At 58.6% G+C, this 16,934-nt stretch carries 18 protein-coding genes and 2 pseudogenes; 19 read left to right on the forward strand and 1 reads right to left on the reverse strand.

Annotation, left to right across the window (positions count from 1 at the left end; genetic code table 11):
- Positions 1-92 precede the first annotated feature (92 nt).
- A complete protein-coding gene (locus OMP40_RS35540; RefSeq protein ID WP_277538584.1) occupies positions 93-497 on the reverse strand; it encodes a VOC family protein in 405 nt (134 codons plus the stop codon).
- Positions 498-677: 180 nt separating this feature from the next.
- Between OMP40_RS35540 and OMP40_RS35545 the strand changes: the two genes are divergently transcribed.
- The 19 genes and pseudogenes from OMP40_RS35545 to OMP40_RS35635 all read left to right on the forward strand — a co-directional run bounded on the left by OMP40_RS35545 (position 678) and on the right by OMP40_RS35635 (position 16,921).
- On the forward strand, positions 678-1,100 hold the full coding sequence (locus OMP40_RS35545) for a YkvA family protein (RefSeq protein WP_277539712.1): 423 nt from the start codon (positions 678-680) through the stop codon (positions 1,098-1,100).
- Complete coding sequence (locus tag OMP40_RS35550; RefSeq protein WP_277538586.1) at positions 1,070-1,339, forward strand: hypothetical protein; 270 nt, start codon at positions 1,070-1,072, stop codon at positions 1,337-1,339. Before OMP40_RS35545 ends, OMP40_RS35550 begins: the two co-directional genes overlap by 31 nt.
- A 393-nt stretch (positions 1,340-1,732) precedes the next feature.
- A complete protein-coding gene (locus OMP40_RS35555; protein ID WP_277538588.1) occupies positions 1,733-1,987 on the forward strand; it encodes an antibiotic biosynthesis monooxygenase family protein in 255 nt (84 codons plus the stop codon).
- 442 nt (positions 1,988-2,429) lie between these two features.
- Entirely contained in the window at positions 2,430-2,906 is a 477-nt protein-coding gene (locus tag OMP40_RS35560; protein WP_277538590.1) for a hypothetical protein, read from the forward strand.
- A 468-nt stretch (positions 2,907-3,374) separates the two neighbouring features.
- Positions 3,375-4,497, forward strand: a pseudogene (locus tag OMP40_RS35565) (multidrug effflux MFS transporter).
- A 58-nt stretch (positions 4,498-4,555) separates the two neighbouring features.
- Positions 4,556-4,861 (forward strand): DivIVA domain-containing protein, encoded by a 306-nt coding sequence (locus tag OMP40_RS35570; RefSeq protein ID WP_277538592.1) that lies wholly within the window; start codon positions 4,556-4,558, stop codon positions 4,859-4,861.
- 131 nt (positions 4,862-4,992) lie between these two features.
- Positions 4,993-5,724, forward strand: a complete 732-nt coding sequence (locus OMP40_RS35575) for a DUF4962 domain-containing protein (protein ID WP_277538594.1) — start codon at positions 4,993-4,995, stop codon at positions 5,722-5,724.
- Between the two features lie 10 nt (positions 5,725-5,734).
- The gene (locus OMP40_RS35580; RefSeq protein ID WP_277539713.1) at positions 5,735-7,705 is read left to right on the forward strand and encodes a heparinase II/III domain-containing protein; all 1,971 of its coding nucleotides are present in this window, start codon (positions 5,735-5,737) and stop codon (positions 7,703-7,705) included.
- Positions 7,702-7,968 (forward strand): hypothetical protein, encoded by a 267-nt coding sequence (locus OMP40_RS35585; RefSeq protein ID WP_277538595.1) that lies wholly within the window; start codon positions 7,702-7,704, stop codon positions 7,966-7,968. Before OMP40_RS35580 ends, OMP40_RS35585 begins: the two co-directional genes overlap by 4 nt.
- Positions 7,969-8,668: 700 nt before the next feature.
- Positions 8,669-9,148, forward strand: coding sequence for a MarR family winged helix-turn-helix transcriptional regulator (locus OMP40_RS35590; protein ID WP_277538597.1), 480 nt, complete (start codon positions 8,669-8,671; stop codon positions 9,146-9,148).
- Positions 9,145-9,513 carry a VOC family protein gene (locus OMP40_RS35595; RefSeq protein WP_277538599.1) on the forward strand — a complete coding sequence of 123 codons (369 nt, stop codon included), beginning with the start codon at positions 9,145-9,147 and terminating at the stop codon, positions 9,511-9,513. Before OMP40_RS35590 ends, OMP40_RS35595 begins: the two co-directional genes overlap by 4 nt.
- A gap of 160 nt (positions 9,514-9,673) precedes the next feature.
- Entirely contained in the window at positions 9,674-10,066 is a 393-nt protein-coding gene (locus OMP40_RS35600) for a VOC family protein (protein WP_277538601.1), read from the forward strand.
- A 212-nt stretch (positions 10,067-10,278) separates the two neighbouring features.
- The gene (locus OMP40_RS35605) at positions 10,279-10,680 is read left to right on the forward strand and encodes a hypothetical protein (RefSeq protein ID WP_277538603.1); all 402 of its coding nucleotides are present in this window, start codon (positions 10,279-10,281) and stop codon (positions 10,678-10,680) included.
- 74 nt (positions 10,681-10,754) lie between these two features.
- Positions 10,755-11,255 (forward strand): DinB family protein, encoded by a 501-nt coding sequence (locus OMP40_RS35610; RefSeq protein WP_277538609.1) that lies wholly within the window; start codon positions 10,755-10,757, stop codon positions 11,253-11,255.
- 488 nt (positions 11,256-11,743) lie between these two features.
- The gene (locus OMP40_RS35615) at positions 11,744-13,243 is read left to right on the forward strand and encodes a CehA/McbA family metallohydrolase (protein WP_277538611.1); all 1,500 of its coding nucleotides are present in this window, start codon (positions 11,744-11,746) and stop codon (positions 13,241-13,243) included.
- A 13-nt stretch (positions 13,244-13,256) separates the two neighbouring features.
- Complete coding sequence (locus OMP40_RS35620; protein WP_277538613.1) at positions 13,257-14,009, forward strand: glycerophosphodiester phosphodiesterase; 753 nt, start codon at positions 13,257-13,259, stop codon at positions 14,007-14,009.
- Positions 13,999-15,039, forward strand: coding sequence for a LacI family DNA-binding transcriptional regulator (locus OMP40_RS35625; protein WP_277538615.1), 1,041 nt, complete (start codon positions 13,999-14,001; stop codon positions 15,037-15,039). The genes OMP40_RS35620 and OMP40_RS35625 overlap by 11 nt, the downstream gene beginning before the upstream one ends.
- On the forward strand, positions 15,023-15,847 hold the full coding sequence (locus OMP40_RS35630) for an ABC transporter permease (RefSeq protein ID WP_277538618.1): 825 nt from the start codon (positions 15,023-15,025) through the stop codon (positions 15,845-15,847). The genes OMP40_RS35625 and OMP40_RS35630 overlap by 17 nt, the downstream gene beginning before the upstream one ends.
- Positions 15,848-15,869: 22 nt before the next feature.
- Positions 15,870-16,921, forward strand: a pseudogene (locus OMP40_RS35635) (ABC transporter ATP-binding protein).
- Positions 16,922-16,934 lie beyond the last annotated feature (13 nt).

The following is a 16,934-nucleotide window of genomic DNA, read 5'->3' on the forward strand; positions in this document are numbered from 1 at the left end:
TGCTCCCTTTTATTTTGCGCCATAAATCCGTAGACTGGATTCATAGCCGAATCGGGTGGCGAATCGATTGAGAACTGCCGTTTTCCGTTCGGTTAAGCCCGTTCAGCGAACCGTTTCAGCGCATCCTCGGTCACCGGGGCGAACAGGTTGACCAGGTTGCCGTCGGGGTCGCGAAGCAGCGCGGAACGGTTTCCCCAAGGCATCGTGGTCGGTTGCTGCACCCACTCGCCGACGAGCGGCGCCAGACGCGCGTACTCGGCATCGACGTCCGGCACGCGGAACTCGATGATGAGGCTGCGGTTGGCGGCCGCGCGCGCGGCGTCCGCACCGAACAGCGACACCGTCTGGGAGTGGCCGATCGCCAGCGTGCAGGAAGGCAGAACGAATTCTGCGAAGACCGGAGCGGGCCGCTGCGCCGATACGCCCGTCACCTTTTCATAAAATGCGATCAATCGTTCCAAGTCGTCGGTAATGATTCTTACGGATGCAAATTGCATAAAAGATCGTCCCTTCAGCCCCGGGGAGGGTTTTTTATTTGACGATTCCGATTATAGGGGTACTCTGCTGACAGCGTTATGTCAGGGGACTGGATTTTTCGAACGACGCCATCTGAAAAGGATGATTCGACATTGGATGATGCCGCCAAAAAACGATCGTTGCTTCATAAAATCAAAGCGATGGCAAAAAAGCTGAAGTCCAACTTGCTGGCGATGTATTTGGCTTACCGCGACCCGCGCGTCCCGTTGTTCGCGAAAGCTTTCACGCTCTGCGTGGTTGCGTATGCATTTAGTCCGATAGATTTGATCCCCGATTTTATACCGGTCCTTGGATACCTGGACGACTTGATTATTGTACCGCTAGGTGTCTATATAGCTCTCAAGCTGCTCCCGCGAGAAGTGCTGGAGGAATGTCGGGCAAGGGCGGAGGCACTAAGAGGTCGAGGTAAACAGAAGAACTGGATTGCGGGCGCGCTCATCATTGCCCTTTGGATCGCGCTGGCTGTGTGGGGGGAGCTGGTATGTATATGGATGGTTGGGGCGATAGGATTGAGAGGAGACGAGGTTAGACGATGGAAAACACATTGCCTTTATTTATCGTGACGGGCGCAAGCGGGTCCGGGAAAACATTCGTCATTAAGGAACTGCGGAGAATGATGCCTGATTTCGATATTTTCGACCCGGATGATCTAGTTGAATTTATCGGACACGATTGGGAGAAAATGCGAAACATCTGGCTGCGGGTTGCGCGAAATATTGCTCAAAGCGGGCGCATGACGATCCTATGCGGAACGATGATGCCTTGGGACATTGAAAAATGTGCGGACTTTCCTTTTTTTTAAGCATGTCTATTATCTAAACCTGCATTGCGATGAACAAACGCGCGAAAAACGTCTGCGCGAAAGAAACTGGACGGAGGAAGAGATTCAAAACCACAAACATTTTGCCAAACGATTGCTTGAAATCGCGGATGAAGTCTATAACCCGCCTATGCCTACTATTGATACTACCAATACGGATGTAACCGAGGTTGCCTTTCAAATAAAGGCGTGGGTTCACCAGTACGCTTGAAGTCAACGGAATCGCTGACTGCTCAGCTAACGGGCAGCATAGCAAGGTGGCTAAAAAAGCGAGCAGTATCGGACGCGAATTTGGTGCTGCAGGTTTGTCTGCATATCTTGAGTTAAAAGGGATCAATCTATAATATCTTTGCCATTTAGAGGAGGAAAAATAAAATGACACAAATCAAAGCTAATGATCCAATTTTGACTTTTATTAACGTCTTCAAAGTTGAACCAGAAAATCAGGAACGTGTCGTGGAACTGTTGACTCAGGTAACAGAAAGTTCAGTTAAATTTACACCCGGTTTTATTTCTTGTGCATTACACAAAAGCACAGATGGAACAAAAGTAACGATGTACGCTCAATGGCAAAGCTTGGAGCTTTATCAAGCGATGCGCGACGATCCAAGACCGTTACCTTTTTTTTAAAGAAGCACTCACAATGGCAACATTCGAATCTGGCATGTACGAGGTTGTAAAAACGTTCGATTACACAAAAGAATAAATATCTTACCCGTATAGATTGATTTAGAACGAATTTCAGATGAGCAAGCTGATCACTGGGGTACTTCATGGATGAGCCGTTAAACGGACAAGGATTGACCACGGAGGCTGTTCGTTTGACACTACATTCGCTTCTTGAGATGGAGGGTTACATAGGGTACAAGCAGGGGTTATTTGGGAACATCATAATTTATGCAGCATCACAAAATTGGAAAGCATAACCGATCTTTAAGCTAACGGAGAACGATAGTTCAATTAACCAGCCTGCCGTCAAGAAACGGCAGGCTGATCAGCTAACTGGAAGGAAAGTGCAACAATCCCTCCTTCATCGCGTTTTAAATAGTGGCAAATAATAAAGGAGGGAAGCATGAAGCACACTTCTATCACCATTTTGATTTGTTTGGTCTTTTACCTTTTGACTTCGTGCAGTGATTCGTCGACTACACCACACGCCGACATGCTTTCGCCTAAGCCAGAATCCGCCATGCTTATTGTGAAACGCTTAGACCCTCTGCATCAATCTGATACAGAATTTGAGAAGAGCATTCAAGACGAAGCAGACGTTAAGAAGTTGTATGAAAAAATATCGAGTCTTCCTTCATTTCCCCAAACCTTCATCTCTTGTCCTGCAGATAATGGCGTTGAGTATGAAATGACTTTTATTTTTCCATCTCAGTCCGCATCTAAAGCGAGTGTAAGAGCAACAGGATGCCAACAAGTGATGATGAATGAAAAAACTTATTGGGCTATGGAGCCTAAGGGAAATGGATTTATAGCATTGCTAGAACATGTCTTGCGACTGAATAATGATCAATTTAGTGTAGGATTTGCCTCCCAAAGCTAATAGGAAGTTTGGATTTAACGAGGATGCCTTTTTCACAGTTTATTACATGAGAAAACGCTAATCAAACGCTCTCGTTTCCGAACCATACAATGAATGGCTTTTCGAGAAGATGATGCTTACATAGAACCGCATGCGAGTGAAATATTTACGCCCGACCTGTTCGTAACTCAACTCCGCGAATAATTATGACCATCCTTAAATTATTGCTTCATTATAAGAAACGCAATTAAAGAAACGCAATTAATGCGAACGCGCGAGTGCGCTTTTGCGCGCATGTCGCAAATTGTTGTCGAAATTCGTCCGATTATGGTAGGATGGACTGGCCTTTAAATTGAGGCAATTACAGACACAGATAAAAGATAGGATTAGGAGATTGCCATCTTATGTCCAACCAGAACAACGCGCATGTCGTCAGACAAGCGCTATTGCTCGGGCTTTTTTTCGACGCTCGGGCCGTTTACGATCGATATGTATCTGCCGGCGTTCCCGGAGATCGTGGAACGATTCGGCACGACCGCTTCGCTGGTACAGCTCAGCCTCACCGCCTGCCTGCTCGGACTTGGCATCGGCCAGCTTGTAATGGGCTCGCTCAGCGACGTTCACGGCAGGCGCAATCCGCTGCTCATCGCCATGGCGTTTTACGTAATCGCCTCGTTAGGCTGCGCTTTATCGCCTCATATCGGCATCTTGATCGCCTGCCGGTTCGTGCAGGGCTTCGCTGCCTCCGCGGGCATCGTCATCTCGCGCGCCATCGCGCGGGACCTGTACGAAGGCCATGCGCTCACCCGGTTTTTCTCGATGCTCCTGCTGGTCGGCAATTTAGGACCGCTCGTGGCGCCGGTCGCCGGCAGCGGCGTCTTGTCGTTTTCCTCCTGGATCGGCGTGTTCGTCGCGCTGTCGCTGCTCGGCGTCTACTTGTGGAGCATGACCAAGTGGCGCCTGAAGGAGACGCTTCCGGCTGAGCGGCGGAGCCCGAGCAACTTCAGGCAGCAAGCTGCGAAACTACGGCACGCTCCTGCGCGACCGACAGTTCGTCGGCTACATGCTGGCGCAGGGCATCATGATCGCGGGCGTGTTCGCTTACGTCTCGGGAACGCCGTTCATTTATCAGAATATATACGGCGCTTCGCCGACCTTGTTCGCGCTGTTGTTCGGTTCGAACGGCATTAGCCTAATCATCGGCTCCCAGATCGTCGGACGGGCATCGCACCGGATATCCGAGCGCGCCTTCCTGCTGTTCGGCCTGTGGATGGCCATGATCGCCAGCGTCGCCGTCCTGATCGTGGCTTACGTGCACGGTCCGTTGTTTACGCTCGTCATTCCGCTGTTCGTGTTCGTCGCGTCCATCGGCATGACGTCCACGGCGGCCTTCCCGCTTGCCATGGAGAGCCAGGCGAAAATGGCGGGAAGCGCCGCCGCGCTCCTCGGCGTCATTCCGTTCCTGCTCGGCGCGGTCGTCTCGCCGCTCGTCGGCATCGCGGGCGAAGATACCGCCGTTCCGCTCGGCGTCATCATCCTGGCGACGAGCGCGGCCGCGATGCTCGCTTATTTCCTGCTGGTGAGGCGCGGACGCACGGCCGAGCAGGCTTAAGCTTGGCGCAATCAGCCCGATCGGCGCTTCGCCGCATTCCAATATCGGAGGTGCTCCCATGACCGTCAACCCGAAGCTTCAGCAAATGTTGGCCGACAAAGGCGTCACGTTTTCGGCCTTGGATATTTTTAACCAGCAGTTCGATAAAGGCCGCATGATGTCGCGGCGCTACGACGCCGATCAAGTGGACGCGTTTTTGGACCAGGTCGTGAAGGATTACGAAAAGCTGTACAAGCTGCTCGGAGACATGCAGGTAGAGATCGAGGCGTTCCGCGAATCCATCACGAACAAGGCGGAGATGTCGGTCGAGCATCTGCACGTCCGATTGCGGAAAATCGAGCATTACTTGCAAAACAACCGTTAAAAGCGTTCCGCACAAAACTGAAAACATCCGACCAGGTGCCGATCGTTCATAAAACTGCACATTGTTGAGTTGTGCCGTCCAGCTGCCGCGCTTACCATGAGGCTACATTCCGAAGAGGAAGGAAGTTTGTTATGGAAAACGCAAGCAGAAGCGCGGAGGCCGCATCGATCAAGCAGCCGCGCGAAGTGACAGGATACCCTTGGCCTGCCGAGCTAATGGCGAACGCCAACCTCCCGTTCCGCCCGGCCGACGCGCTCGTCACGACGCAGAACCCGCCCGACTTCGGCTGGCCCTTCGTCCCGGGCGCGGACGGGTACCGGCTGGAGCTCGCGCGCGATGCCGCCTTCGACGGCGGCGCGACCGCGTCCGCGGAGCCGGCGATCAACTTTTATAATTTTCCGCATGTTTTAGAAGAAGGTACCTGGCATTGGCGCGTGCGATTCCATACGCCCGAGACCGGCTGGTCCGCGTGGAGCGACGTGCGCAAATTCCGCATTGCGGAAGGCAGCGTGCCGTTTCCCGTGCCGCCGGTCGACGAGCTGCTCGCGCGCATGGAGAGGGCACATCCGCGGGTATGGACGAACCCTCGGGAGCTTGAGGCATTCCGCGAGCGGCGCCTGCACGGCGTCGCTAAAACCGTGTTCGAGCACGCCCGGGATTCGGTCCTTTCGCGTATGGAAGACCCGTTGCCGCCGGATCCGACCTTCCCGTACATGGACAGGTCCATCTCCAGCGTGTCGCCGGAGTGGGTCAAGGCGCTGCAGGATCTGCGCAAGTACGCCGACGCCGCGCTCGATCATTTGCTCAAAGCCGCGTTCGTCTATCTTATCGGGGGGAGACCGCGGGATCGGCGAGCGCGCTAAGGCCCAACTGCTGAATTTCGCCTCGTGGGACCCCGAAGCCGCGACCCGGTTCGACATTAACGACCAGGTTCACCGCGCCGTCGCGTACCGCTCCGCCATCGCCTACGACTGGCTGCACGACCTGCTGTCTCCCGCCGAGCGGCAGGCCGTCCAGGACATGGTCCGCACGCGCATCGCGGTGCTGATCGAGCATTACCTGGACCGTCAGCCGATCAATCAGTATCCGTTCGACTCCCATGGCTGGACGATCGCCGGCTACATCGGGCTGATGGGCACGATCCTGCTGCACGACATCCCCGAAGCCGAAGTGTGGGTGCGCCGCGCCGTGCCTGCATTCATCAACCTGCTCCCGCCATGGGGCGGTGAGGACGGCTCGTGGTCGCAGGGCACCGGTTACTGGCAGTGGTCGTCCGGCTCGAACAAGGAGCTCATGGACGTGCTGCTGAGCGTGGGCGCCATCGACGCGTACGACAAAGCGTTTTCGCGGCACGAGGGTCTGTATCCGATCTATATGTTCCCGCACGGCAGTCCGACCGGCGTGTTCGGCAACGATAGCCACTACCTGCCGGACTGGCCCAGCATCGGCCTGCTGAACCGGCTGGCGCAGGTGTACGGCGATCCGCGTTTGAAGTGGGCGGCGGAGGCGATCGGCGAGCGGACGGCTTCGGGGCTGCAGGATTACTTCTACGGCGACGAAAGCATCGTCCCGCGGCCGCCGGCAGACTTGCCGAAGGCGAAGTGGTTTGAGACGACGGGCCTCGTCGCCATGCACAGCAACCTGACCGATCCCGAGCGGATCTCGCTGTACTTCAAGTCGAGCCCGTACGGCAGCTACAGCCACAGCCAGGCGGATCAGAACGGCTTCATCATCCATGCGTTCGGCGAGACGCTGGCGCTCAAGAGCGGCTACTACGATTATTACAACAGCGTGCACCATCGCGGCTACACCAAGCGGACGTACTCTGCGAACGCGATCACGTTCGATGGACGGCAGGGCCAGCCGATCGACGACTTCGACGCCAAGGGCCGAATGGTCGGATTCGCGTCCCATCCGGCATTCGACGCGGCGACAGGCGATGCGGTCGCGGCGTACCGGGGCGGCGAGCTCTCGAGCGCTTTGCGGCATATCGTCTATATGAAGCCGGACGTCTTTGTCGTCATCGACGAGCTGGCCGCGTCCGATCCGGAGGGCGTTTCCTTCGAGTGGAATCTGCATGCCGACGAGCGCCTGACGCTGAATCCGGACGGCGTCGGCGCCACGATCGAGAAGGGCAAGGCCGGGCTGCAGGTCCGCTTGCACGGCGCGGATTCGCGCGGCAGCACGGCGTCGGTCGAGGCCCGGTTCCTCGATCCGGACGGGAACGAGGCGACGCCGGTCGCATGGGCGGCCGGCAAGTCGCAGGTGCACGCAACGTTCGCGACGCCGAAGCAGCGGGCGGCGGTGCTGATCGCGACGCTGGCGCCTTACCGGCTTGACAGCGGTGCGCCTGCGGCGGTCGCGACGGCGGAGTGCGCCGGCTATGTCCGGCTGTCGTTCGAAGGGGACGCCGCGCTCTATGTTCGCACGGCTGCTGCCGGCACGGTCGACACCGGCGCCGGCGGCTACCGCTTCGACGGCGCGGCGCTGGCCGTGCATGGCGATGCGCTCCTGCTCGTGCAGGGAACGCGGGTCGAGCTCGACGGGGGGCGTCGTCTTCGAGAGCGACGCGCCGGCGACGGCAGCGTGGGGCGACGGACGGCTGTCCGCGTCCTCCGATCGCGATGTCTCGCTCTCGCTGGCGGTGCCGCCGGGCGAGGTCCGCCTGCGCGAGCTCGTCACCGGCCGCGAGCTGCCGGCGGACGGCGATCCCGCCGCCCGTCTTGGCGCCGGGGGGCGCGTACTGGACCGCGGCGCCCGGTCGACTGGCGCTCCGGCTGGAGCGGGGTCAGCATGCCTTCCGGCTGGACGACGCGCCGCTGCCGGGGCCGCTCGCGCCGGTGACGCTGCCGACCGAGATCGACGGCGCGCACGGCGAGGTGTCGCTCGAGGCTTGGCGCGACGTCGACGGCGCCCGACTTGCCTGGGGCCGGCTCGCGCTCGAGCCCGGCGACTACGAGGTGCTGGGCGCGCCGGCGGACTTCGCGTTCGCGCGGCACGGCCGCATCGGGCGCGGCGCGCTCGGCGCAAGCGAGCCCGTGCTGCTGCGCGGCGAACCGGGACCGCTGCGGTTGCGGCGCGTCGGCTTAGCGGGCGAACCGCGCTAGTTGGGGCGAGCGGGAGCTCGGACGTTCAAGAATAGCACGATTTTGCGCTATTCGGAGGGCCGAGTGAGCGACGGGCGTGCGGTTGCAGGGTGTGAGTTCGAGAATAGCGCGATTTTGCGCTATTCCTAGTATCGCGTGAGCGACGGGCGTGCGGTTGCAGGGTGTGAGTTCGAGAATAGCGCGATTTTGCGCTATTCCTAGTATCGCGTGAGCGACGGGCCTACGGTTGCTAGGTGTGCGTTCAAATATAGCGCAGATTTGCGCTATTCCGAGTACTATGGTGAGCGGCGGGCGAGCGAGAGGGGATCGTGTATATCGCAGCGGCTGCCCAAATTAATGGCGCGCGTTAATCTTAGCGCAATCTGCATAGTCCAAAAACGCAAACGAGACGAAGCAGTCATTCTGCTTCGTCCCATTTGCGTTTTTGGACTACCGTGCGTTTCACGCTTGAATATAAAATACAGCTCGCGGCCGTCGTTCTCGGTCTCGTGCCCGAGAACGAAGCCATGCTTGACGACCTCTTCGGGTAAGTTGCGCAGCGAGGCGGGACAATCGGCTACCGCCTGAAGCAGTAGTCTCTTTTGGAATTGGTGCACGATAGATCGGAGGAACATATTGGTTTAAATTAGTTGCAATATCATCCTATATAGCGTATTCTGTAATTAGTTGCAATAGCATTCTATTGGAGAGGATGAGTGACATGAGCGAGCCGGGGCTTTCAGACGGCGACGGCGCAGCCGCAGGCGCCGCCGATTCGCATGGCCAGTATATATCGGCCATCTACCGTCACATGCAGGTCGTGATCGCCGCCGAGCTGGCGCCTTACCGGATCGGGAGCGGCCAGTACATTTTCCTGATGGCGATCGCGTCCGGGCGAGCCGTTACGCAGAAGGCGCTGAGCGCGCGGCTGCTCGTCGACAAGGCGACGACGGCCAAGGCGATCGCCAAACTCGAAGCGGAAGGCTACGTGCGAAGGGATCCAGACCCCGCAGACAACCGTTATCAGCTGCTCGAACTGACTGACGAGGGAAGGCAAATCGTGCCTTATGTGAAGGAGGCGCTCGCTCGCGTAAAGGCGAGGACGCGGAAGGGGCTTTCGGACGAAGCGTACGATTCGTTCATTCAATCGTTAAAGATCGTGCTCCGCAATTTAACCGAACTGGAGGAGATTCGCGAATGATCGTCATCCCATTTATCGTATTGGACAACTGCAAGGAAGAGATCGAGTATTATCGGACGATTTTCGGCGGCGAGATCGAGGTTTTACGCAAGCAGGGAGATAAGGTGCTCAACGCGGATCTGCACGTGGACGGCGCGACGCTGAAGTTCGCCGATACGCAGGCGGCGAAGCCGGCGCGGAAGGGCGACTACGTTAGAGTTTTCCTGAAGCTCGAGACCGAGGACGCGTTCCGAAGGGTCTACGAAGGATTGGCGGCCGGCGGCACGGTCAACGCGGAGGCGTACGAAGCGCCGTTTAACGGACTGCTGGCGATCGTGACCGATCGCAACGGCGTTTGCTGGGTGCTTTCCTATTATCGCGATTGAGACGGATGTCCCGGCAAGAGGTTAACGGCAGCAGAGGTTAACGGCAACAAAGATGAAGGCAAGCAAACTTCCAAAGACAGCAATTCGTAAGAAATCCGGCACGCATCGTTGTGATACCTTGAAGGAGGATCATACAAACAGATCGGGGCGGAGGCTTATCATGGGCGCATTGAAGCCGTATATCCAGTCGGAGGACGCCAGAGCGCAGGCGGACTTCTACCTGCAGGCACTCGGCGGCAAACTGATGTCCGTCGGCACGCACGGCGAGCTGATGGGCGCAGATCATGAGCACAAGGACAAGGTTATGCATATGTGCATCGCCGTTTCAGGAGATAACTATGTCTTTTTAGCGGATGCGATCGAGCCGGTCGACGCCGGTTCGGCGATCTCGCTGTCGATCGGCTACGGGTCGCAGGACGAAGCGCGCGAAGCGTTCGTGAAGCTTGCCGAGGGCGGACAGATCAGGCATCCGATCGAGATGCAGCCGTTCGGCTTATACTATGGCGAGCTGACGGACAAATTCGGCATACGATGGATGATTACCGCGGGGTAGTTCGGCGACTGGTCGAGCTGCCCTTCGAAACGCTGCACCGGTACCCAAATGGCTCAGTTGCACGGAAAAACCGTGTAACTCCGCACCGAACGCTGCCACGCATTCGCCAAGTATCGGTTCAAGACGATGGAGCTCGGGCTTCATTTTCACCGCTCGATGCCGTCCTGGTTCCAATCGTTGCTGCGGGAAATCAAGGAGGATGAGGGACTCGCATGAGTGAAGCGGTCGTACAGGCTGCGGCCGTCATCGGAGCGGCGATCGCGGCATTGATCGCGATTTTTCATTTGCTGCTTCTGCTTGGTTTGCCGCTGGGTGCCTATAGCTGGGGAGGGAAGTACGCGGGAATATTGCCGCCGCGCGTCCGATGGATGAGCCTGCCGTCCGCCGTCCTGCTCGCTATCATCGCGCTGATGATACTGGCGTATGCGGACGTGATCCAAATGGGCGATAGCGCCGTCGCCGTCATCATGATTTGGGCCATTGCCGTCTTTTTCGGCCTCAACACGCTGGGCAATCTGGCATCGAAGAGCAAGCGGGAAAAAGCCGTCATGACGCCCGCGGCGGGCATGATCTTCCTTTGTAGTCTGATCGTAGCGATCTGGGGAGGCTCCTAATTTGTTCCTGGCCGCGCACGATGATATGCTTGACCTATATATTATATCTACTCTATAGAGGAGCGATGAATAGGATGTATCGATCGATCGAACAAGTCCTGAGCGACTGGAACCAGGAAGCGGCGATGACACTTAAGGTATTCGAGGGGCTGAGCGACGCTTCGCTGAAGCAAGCGGTATCCGCCACCCGCCGCAAGACGCTCGGCGAGCTCGCCTGGCATGTGGCAAGCGCGCCCGCGGGCATCCTGGGCGCCGCGGGTCTTCAGATCGCAGGACCGGATTTCAAACGGCCCGTTCCCGAGAGCGCCGCGGAGATTGTGGACGCCTACCGCAGCATGAGCGCAGCCGTAGCCGACGCGATCCAAGCCCAATGGACGGACGCGCGATTGTCCGAGAGCCTGCTCCTGTTCGGCTCGATGAACATGACTTACGACGGCGTGCTCACGCTGGTCGTTCGCCATCAAATTCACCATCGCGGCCAGATGACCATCCTGATGCGGCAGGCGGACGTCGTTCCCCCGGGCGTATACGGGCCGAACGAGGAAGAAGGCGCTGCGCGCGCAGCGCGAGGCTGACATTCCAAGCAGGCGCACCCAAAAAAACGGAGACCTTTGCCGATCGCAAAGGCTCCTTTTTTCGTTCAGCGAGTCTTGCGTCGCGGCCTTGTCGGTTCGCGCGTTTCCACCTCTTCCAAGGCGAGGGGAATGCGGCTGCTTCGGTTTTCAGCCGCTATAAGCGAGAAAAGCAACGTTACTCGAGCGACGACGGTGCGGGACCGTGCTGTAAGCGAGGTAAACGCTGCTGCATGAGCAGGCAGCCGCTGTAAGCGAGAAAAGCGCGGCTACAGGAGCCGTACCTATGCAGCGACCAAACGAAAAGACCTTCAGAGTCTGCTGACTTGAAGGTCTTTCTGCGTGGCGCAGAACACATCTCCATGCCCTCGTCCCCCCGATCCTTTACACAGATTTGTTTTTTTTGGACATACTGCTCGAACATTTCGGTATTAAATTTATAGCTGTGGGATCGTTCCCATACCACGCCATTAAAAAAAGGGAGTCCTGTCATGCTGATCGATATCCGTGCGAACGCGACTCCCGAAGACTCCCGTACGCACGTCCGCTTCGCCTTTAAGCTGGACGAGCCGGCATATGCGGTACGAATTCATTTCGAATATTCGCCCAAGCGATTGGACGACGACGGCAGAGCGCGCGAGCTGCTGGAACAGAGCTTTGAAAAATACGTCCTTCCGGAGCAACTGGCGCTCGCCAAGGAAAGGCTCGACCGGTCTTTGCCGCTCAACAACCTCATTACGTTGTCGGTGGACGACCCGGACGGCTGCCGCGGTGCCTGTCACCGCCCCGATCCGGTCCAGTCTCTAACGATCTCCGAGCGCGAAGTGTCTCCGGGCTTAGTGAAAGGCAAACTCGCGGCGGGGGAATGGACGATCACGCTTAGCCTGCATGCCATCGTCTCCGACAACTGCGCCTATCGCCTGCAAGTATGGACGGCGGACGAGGAACGGAAGGGGGGAGCGGCCATGAGATGGACGGCCTGCGAGCTGCACGCACACACGCTTCATAGCGACGGCAAAATGACGCTGACGGAGCTTGCGTCGGCGGCGGCCAAGCTCGGCTTCGAGTGCGTGGCGCTCACCGATCACAATACGATGTCGGGCCTGGCGGACAAGGAAACGGCGGAGCGCCGAGCGGGAATCGCGATCTTGCCCGGCATGGAGTGGACGACATTCCACGGACACATGGTCACCGTCGGCCAGGCGGAATACGTCGACTGGCGGCACGCGAATGCCGGCAATATCCACGACGGCGTGTCCGCCGTCCATGCGCGCGGCGGCGTCGCCGGACTCGCGCATCCGTTTCGCATCGGAAGTCCCGCTTGCACGGGCTGTTACTGGGAGTACGAGGTGGACGATTGGAACGACTTCGACTATATCGAGGCCTGGTCGGGCACATTTGCGCCGATCAAGACGGACAATGCGCGCGCGTTCTCGTTGTGGACGGACAAGCTGAACGAGGGCTATCGGCTGGCGGCTACGTCCGGACGCGATTGGCACGAAGACGCAGAGACGGACGAGCCGATCTCGGTCACCTATCTCCGCCTTGAAGACGAGTCGAGACCGATCGGCGAGGAGGCGGTAGAGGCGCTGCGCCGGGGCCGGGTATCGGTCACGATCGGTCCGCTGGTCACGCTGGAAGTTGATACATCCGCCGCCTCCTGCCGGATCGGAGATGTCGTCCCGGCCGGCGAACCCGAGGCAATCGTCCGGATCGGGATCGACTTCTCCGTCCGCCAAGGTCTGTGGGCGCTTGCCGATCCCGCTTACCGCATACGCTTGTCCTCAAATAGGGGCGTACTGGAAGAAAGCGCGGTCCGGGATATGGAAGGGACGCAGGGGACTCAGGGGACACAGGGGACACAGGGGATGCAGGCATTCCGCATGTCCGTGCAAACCGAAGGCTTGTCATGGATGCGGGCCGAGTTGTGGGGAAACGTCCGCGGCGTGACGACGATGATCGCTTTTACCAACGCCATTTATTTCGATTAGGAGCAGAATGCCGATGAACGATTTTCCACTGATCACCGCGCATACCGGATGCATGGGCACGCCGGACAATTCCGTCGAATCCGCCCGGGCGGGCCTGTCTCTGGGCGCGGACATCGTCGAAGACGACATTCGGGTCACCCGCGACGGCGTCCTCGTGCTGAGCCATGACGATCGCGTCGTGCTGGCCGACGGACGGATCGCAAGCTTGTCCCGTCTGACCCTGCAAGAGCTGGACGCAGGGCTGGCGGCGCCGATCGTCCGGCTCGAGACCGTGCTCGATCTATTAACCGGCAGCGGCGGGCAAACCCGAATGAATCTGGACCTCAAGACGGACGATTGCGTCGAGCCCATCATGGCGCTCATCCGGAAGCGGGACCTCGCGGACCGGGTGCTGCTGACCGGCTGCGAATACGGCAGAGCGGTTCGGGCGAACGACGTGGACGGCGGCATCGCGAAGCTGTTGAACGTCGATATCGGCAGCTTCCGATCGTCCGCCTATGCCGAAGCGGCCAGAATGGCCTGCGAGCAAGCGCTGCGCGCCGACTGCTTCGGTCTCAACGTGCCCTATCAGCTTGCCCTGCCGGAGCTTATGACGCTCGCATCCGATCGCGGACTGTCGGTATTCGTCTGGACTATCGGCGAGGCGCAGGACATGAAGAAGTACGCGGAGCTGGGCGTCCAGTCGATTACGACGCGGGACGTCGCGACGCTGCTGCGCGTCAAGCAAGGCTGGTTAGGAGAGGGGCGGTGCGGGCATGACCTATAACATCAAGGAGATCGCTTCGCTGGCCGGCGTATCCAAGTCGACGGCTTCGAGAGTCATATCCGGCAACGGTTATGCGAGCCCCGAAGCCAGGGCGCGCGTGCTCGAAGTCGTCGAGCAATTGCAGTACAAGCCGAATGCGGTGGCGAGGGCGATGGTCGCCAAGCGGACGAACAACATCGGCGTGATCGTGTTCCGCGAGCGGCAGCCGATCGTCTCCCATCCGCTGTACGGCAAGCTGATCGACGCGATCCTCGAAGCGGCCGAAGGGCTTGGCTACTCGGTGCTGCTCAAGACCGATCGGGAGATGTCGGTCCGCTCGGCGGATCACATGCTGGAGCGGCGCGTCGACGGCCTCATTCTGATCAGCAGACTGCGCAAAAACGTCGTCGACCACGTCAAGAAGTACAACCTCCCTTACCTGATGGTGAACGGCTCGACCGACGATCCGGACGTCATCCACCTCGTCAGCAACGACGAGGAGGGCGGCGCCAAGGCGGCCGCTTACTTGCACGGCCTCGGGCACCGGCGGTTTTTCGTCATCGCGGGACCTCAGGAGCATCGAAGCCACCATCTCCGGCTGGAGGGGTTCAAGCAAGGGCTGCAGCAGCTCGGCGTCCCGGCGTCGGACCTGGCCGTCGTCTTGTCCCCGGAGTCGAACCTCGAGCAGGGCGCCCGGCTTATGGCGGAGCACTTCGGGACTTTCATCGGAGGCGGTTATACCGTGCTTTTCACCACGAACGACATGCTGGCGCTCGGCGCCATGAAGGTGCTGCTGCAGCGATCGGTCCGCATACCCGAACAAGCGGCGGTGATGGGCTTCGACGATATCGACTTCGCGGCGGCGTACGCGCCGGCGCTGACGACGGTCAAGGTCGATACGAACCGGATGGGGTACGACGCCGTCGCTTTGCTCGACCGCCTCATTCATCAAGAAGAGGTCCTGTCTAAAAAAGAACGAATTCGCCAGCGAAATCCTGATTCGCGAATCGACTTGAGAAGGAGGCGCGAGCCTTGTGGGCTGGTATTTTAAAGCCATCGGCAGACGAAGAATCATCGAATTTATTCTACTGACGGTGTTCGCCGTGTTTTTCGCGGGCCCCTTGCTGAATCTGGTCGTGCTGGCCTTCAGCGGCCAATGGACGTATCCCGATCTGCTGCCCCATCAATGGTCCTTTAAATGGTGGAAGTTTGTGTTCGAACAGGACGACGTCGCCAAGTCGATCGGGCTGTCCTTCCTGATCGCGACGATCGTCACCGCGCTGTCCATCGTTCTCTGCATTCCGGCGGCTTACGCGTTCGCCCGTATTCGTTTCCCTTTCAAAAGAGTGTTTTTGTTCTCCTTCCTGCTGACGCACGCCTTTCCGAAAATGGGCCTCTACGTATCGATCGCCGTGCTGTTCTACAAAGTGGGACTCATGAACACGATGCTCGGCGTCGTCCTCGTGCACATGATCAACGTCCTTATGTTCATGACCTGGATTCCGACCGCGGCCTTCCGCAACATTCAAGCCGCCCAGGAGGAATCGGCCCGGGACGTCGGCGCGACGCCGCTGCGCGTATTCCGCAGCATCACGCTGCCGATGGCGATGCCGGGCATCATGGTCGCCTCCGTATTCACGTTCCTCAACTCGCTCGACGAAGCGCAAGGGACGTTCCTGGTCGGCATCCCCGACATCAAGACGATGCCGATCATCATGTACTCGATTATATCGGACTTTCCGAGCAGCGCCGGCGCGGTATTTTCGATCATCCTGACGGCGCCGACCATCATTCTGCTCGTGGCCGCCCAGCGTCTCATCAGCGCGGACGTGATGGCCAGCGGATTTCAAGTGAAATAACGAGAAGGAGGGGATCGAAGAGATGAGCGTCCAATTGGCCGTGCGCGGCCTGACCAAACGCTACAAGACCGGCGAGGGCGTCACCGGCATTAACCTCGAAGTGAACAAGGGCGAGCTCGTGACGCTGCTCGGACCGTCCGGCTGCGGCAAAACGACCGTGCTCCGCGGCATCGGAGGATTCCTCGAGCCGGATGCGGGAGAGATTCTGATCGAGGGCAAGCGCGTGACCCAGCTGCCGCCGGAGAAACGTCCGACCTCGATGGTGTTCCAAAGCTATAATTTATGGCCTCATATGTCGGTCTACGACAACCTGGCATTCGGACTCAAGATTCGCGGCATGCCCAAAGCCGACATCAAGAGCGCCGTCTCGGACGCGCTGCGTCTCGTGCGGCTGCCGGGCGCGGAGAAGAAATATCCGACGCAGCTGTCCGGCGGCCAGCAGCAGCGCGTCGCGCTCGCCCGCTCTCTGCTGCTGAAGCCGGCCGTGCTGCTCCTGGACGAGCCCTTCTCGGCGCTGGATGCCAAGCTGAGGCACGAGATGCGCGAAGAGCTGCGTGACATCCAGACGCAGAAGGGGCTCACGATGGTGTTCGTCACCCATGACCAGGAAGAAGCGCTCTCCCTGTCCGACCGGATCATCGTCATGAACCACGGGCATATCGAGCAGATCGCGCCGCCGCAGCGCATTTACAACGAGCCTGAGACGCTGTACGTCGCGCAATTCATCGGGAAAATGAACTTTTTTGGAGGGGGTGGTGGACGGGGAGCGTATTCGGGTCGGCGAGCTGTCGTGGCCGAACGCGAAGCGTCTCTCGGGGGAAGGTCAAGGTGGCCGTAAGACCGGAGGACGTCGGCTTGAATGCGAGCTCGGATTATCAGGACGAACAGGGGCCGGGATTGCCGGGGAAAATCAAACAAATCATGATTCTCGGACACTACGCGGAAGTATCGGTCGACATGGGCCAGCTCGGCACGCTCAAGGCGTTTCAATCCAAGGAGGCCATCGAGCAGCTGCGCGCGGGAGAAAACGTGCGCGTAACCTTGGCTTCCATGATCGCTTATCCAAACGATTGACACCATCTGAGGA

Source organism: Cohnella rhizosphaerae, assembly GCF_029525575.1.
In the GTDB taxonomy this organism is placed as follows: domain Bacteria; phylum Bacillota; class Bacilli; order Paenibacillales; family Paenibacillaceae; genus Cohnella; species Cohnella rhizosphaerae.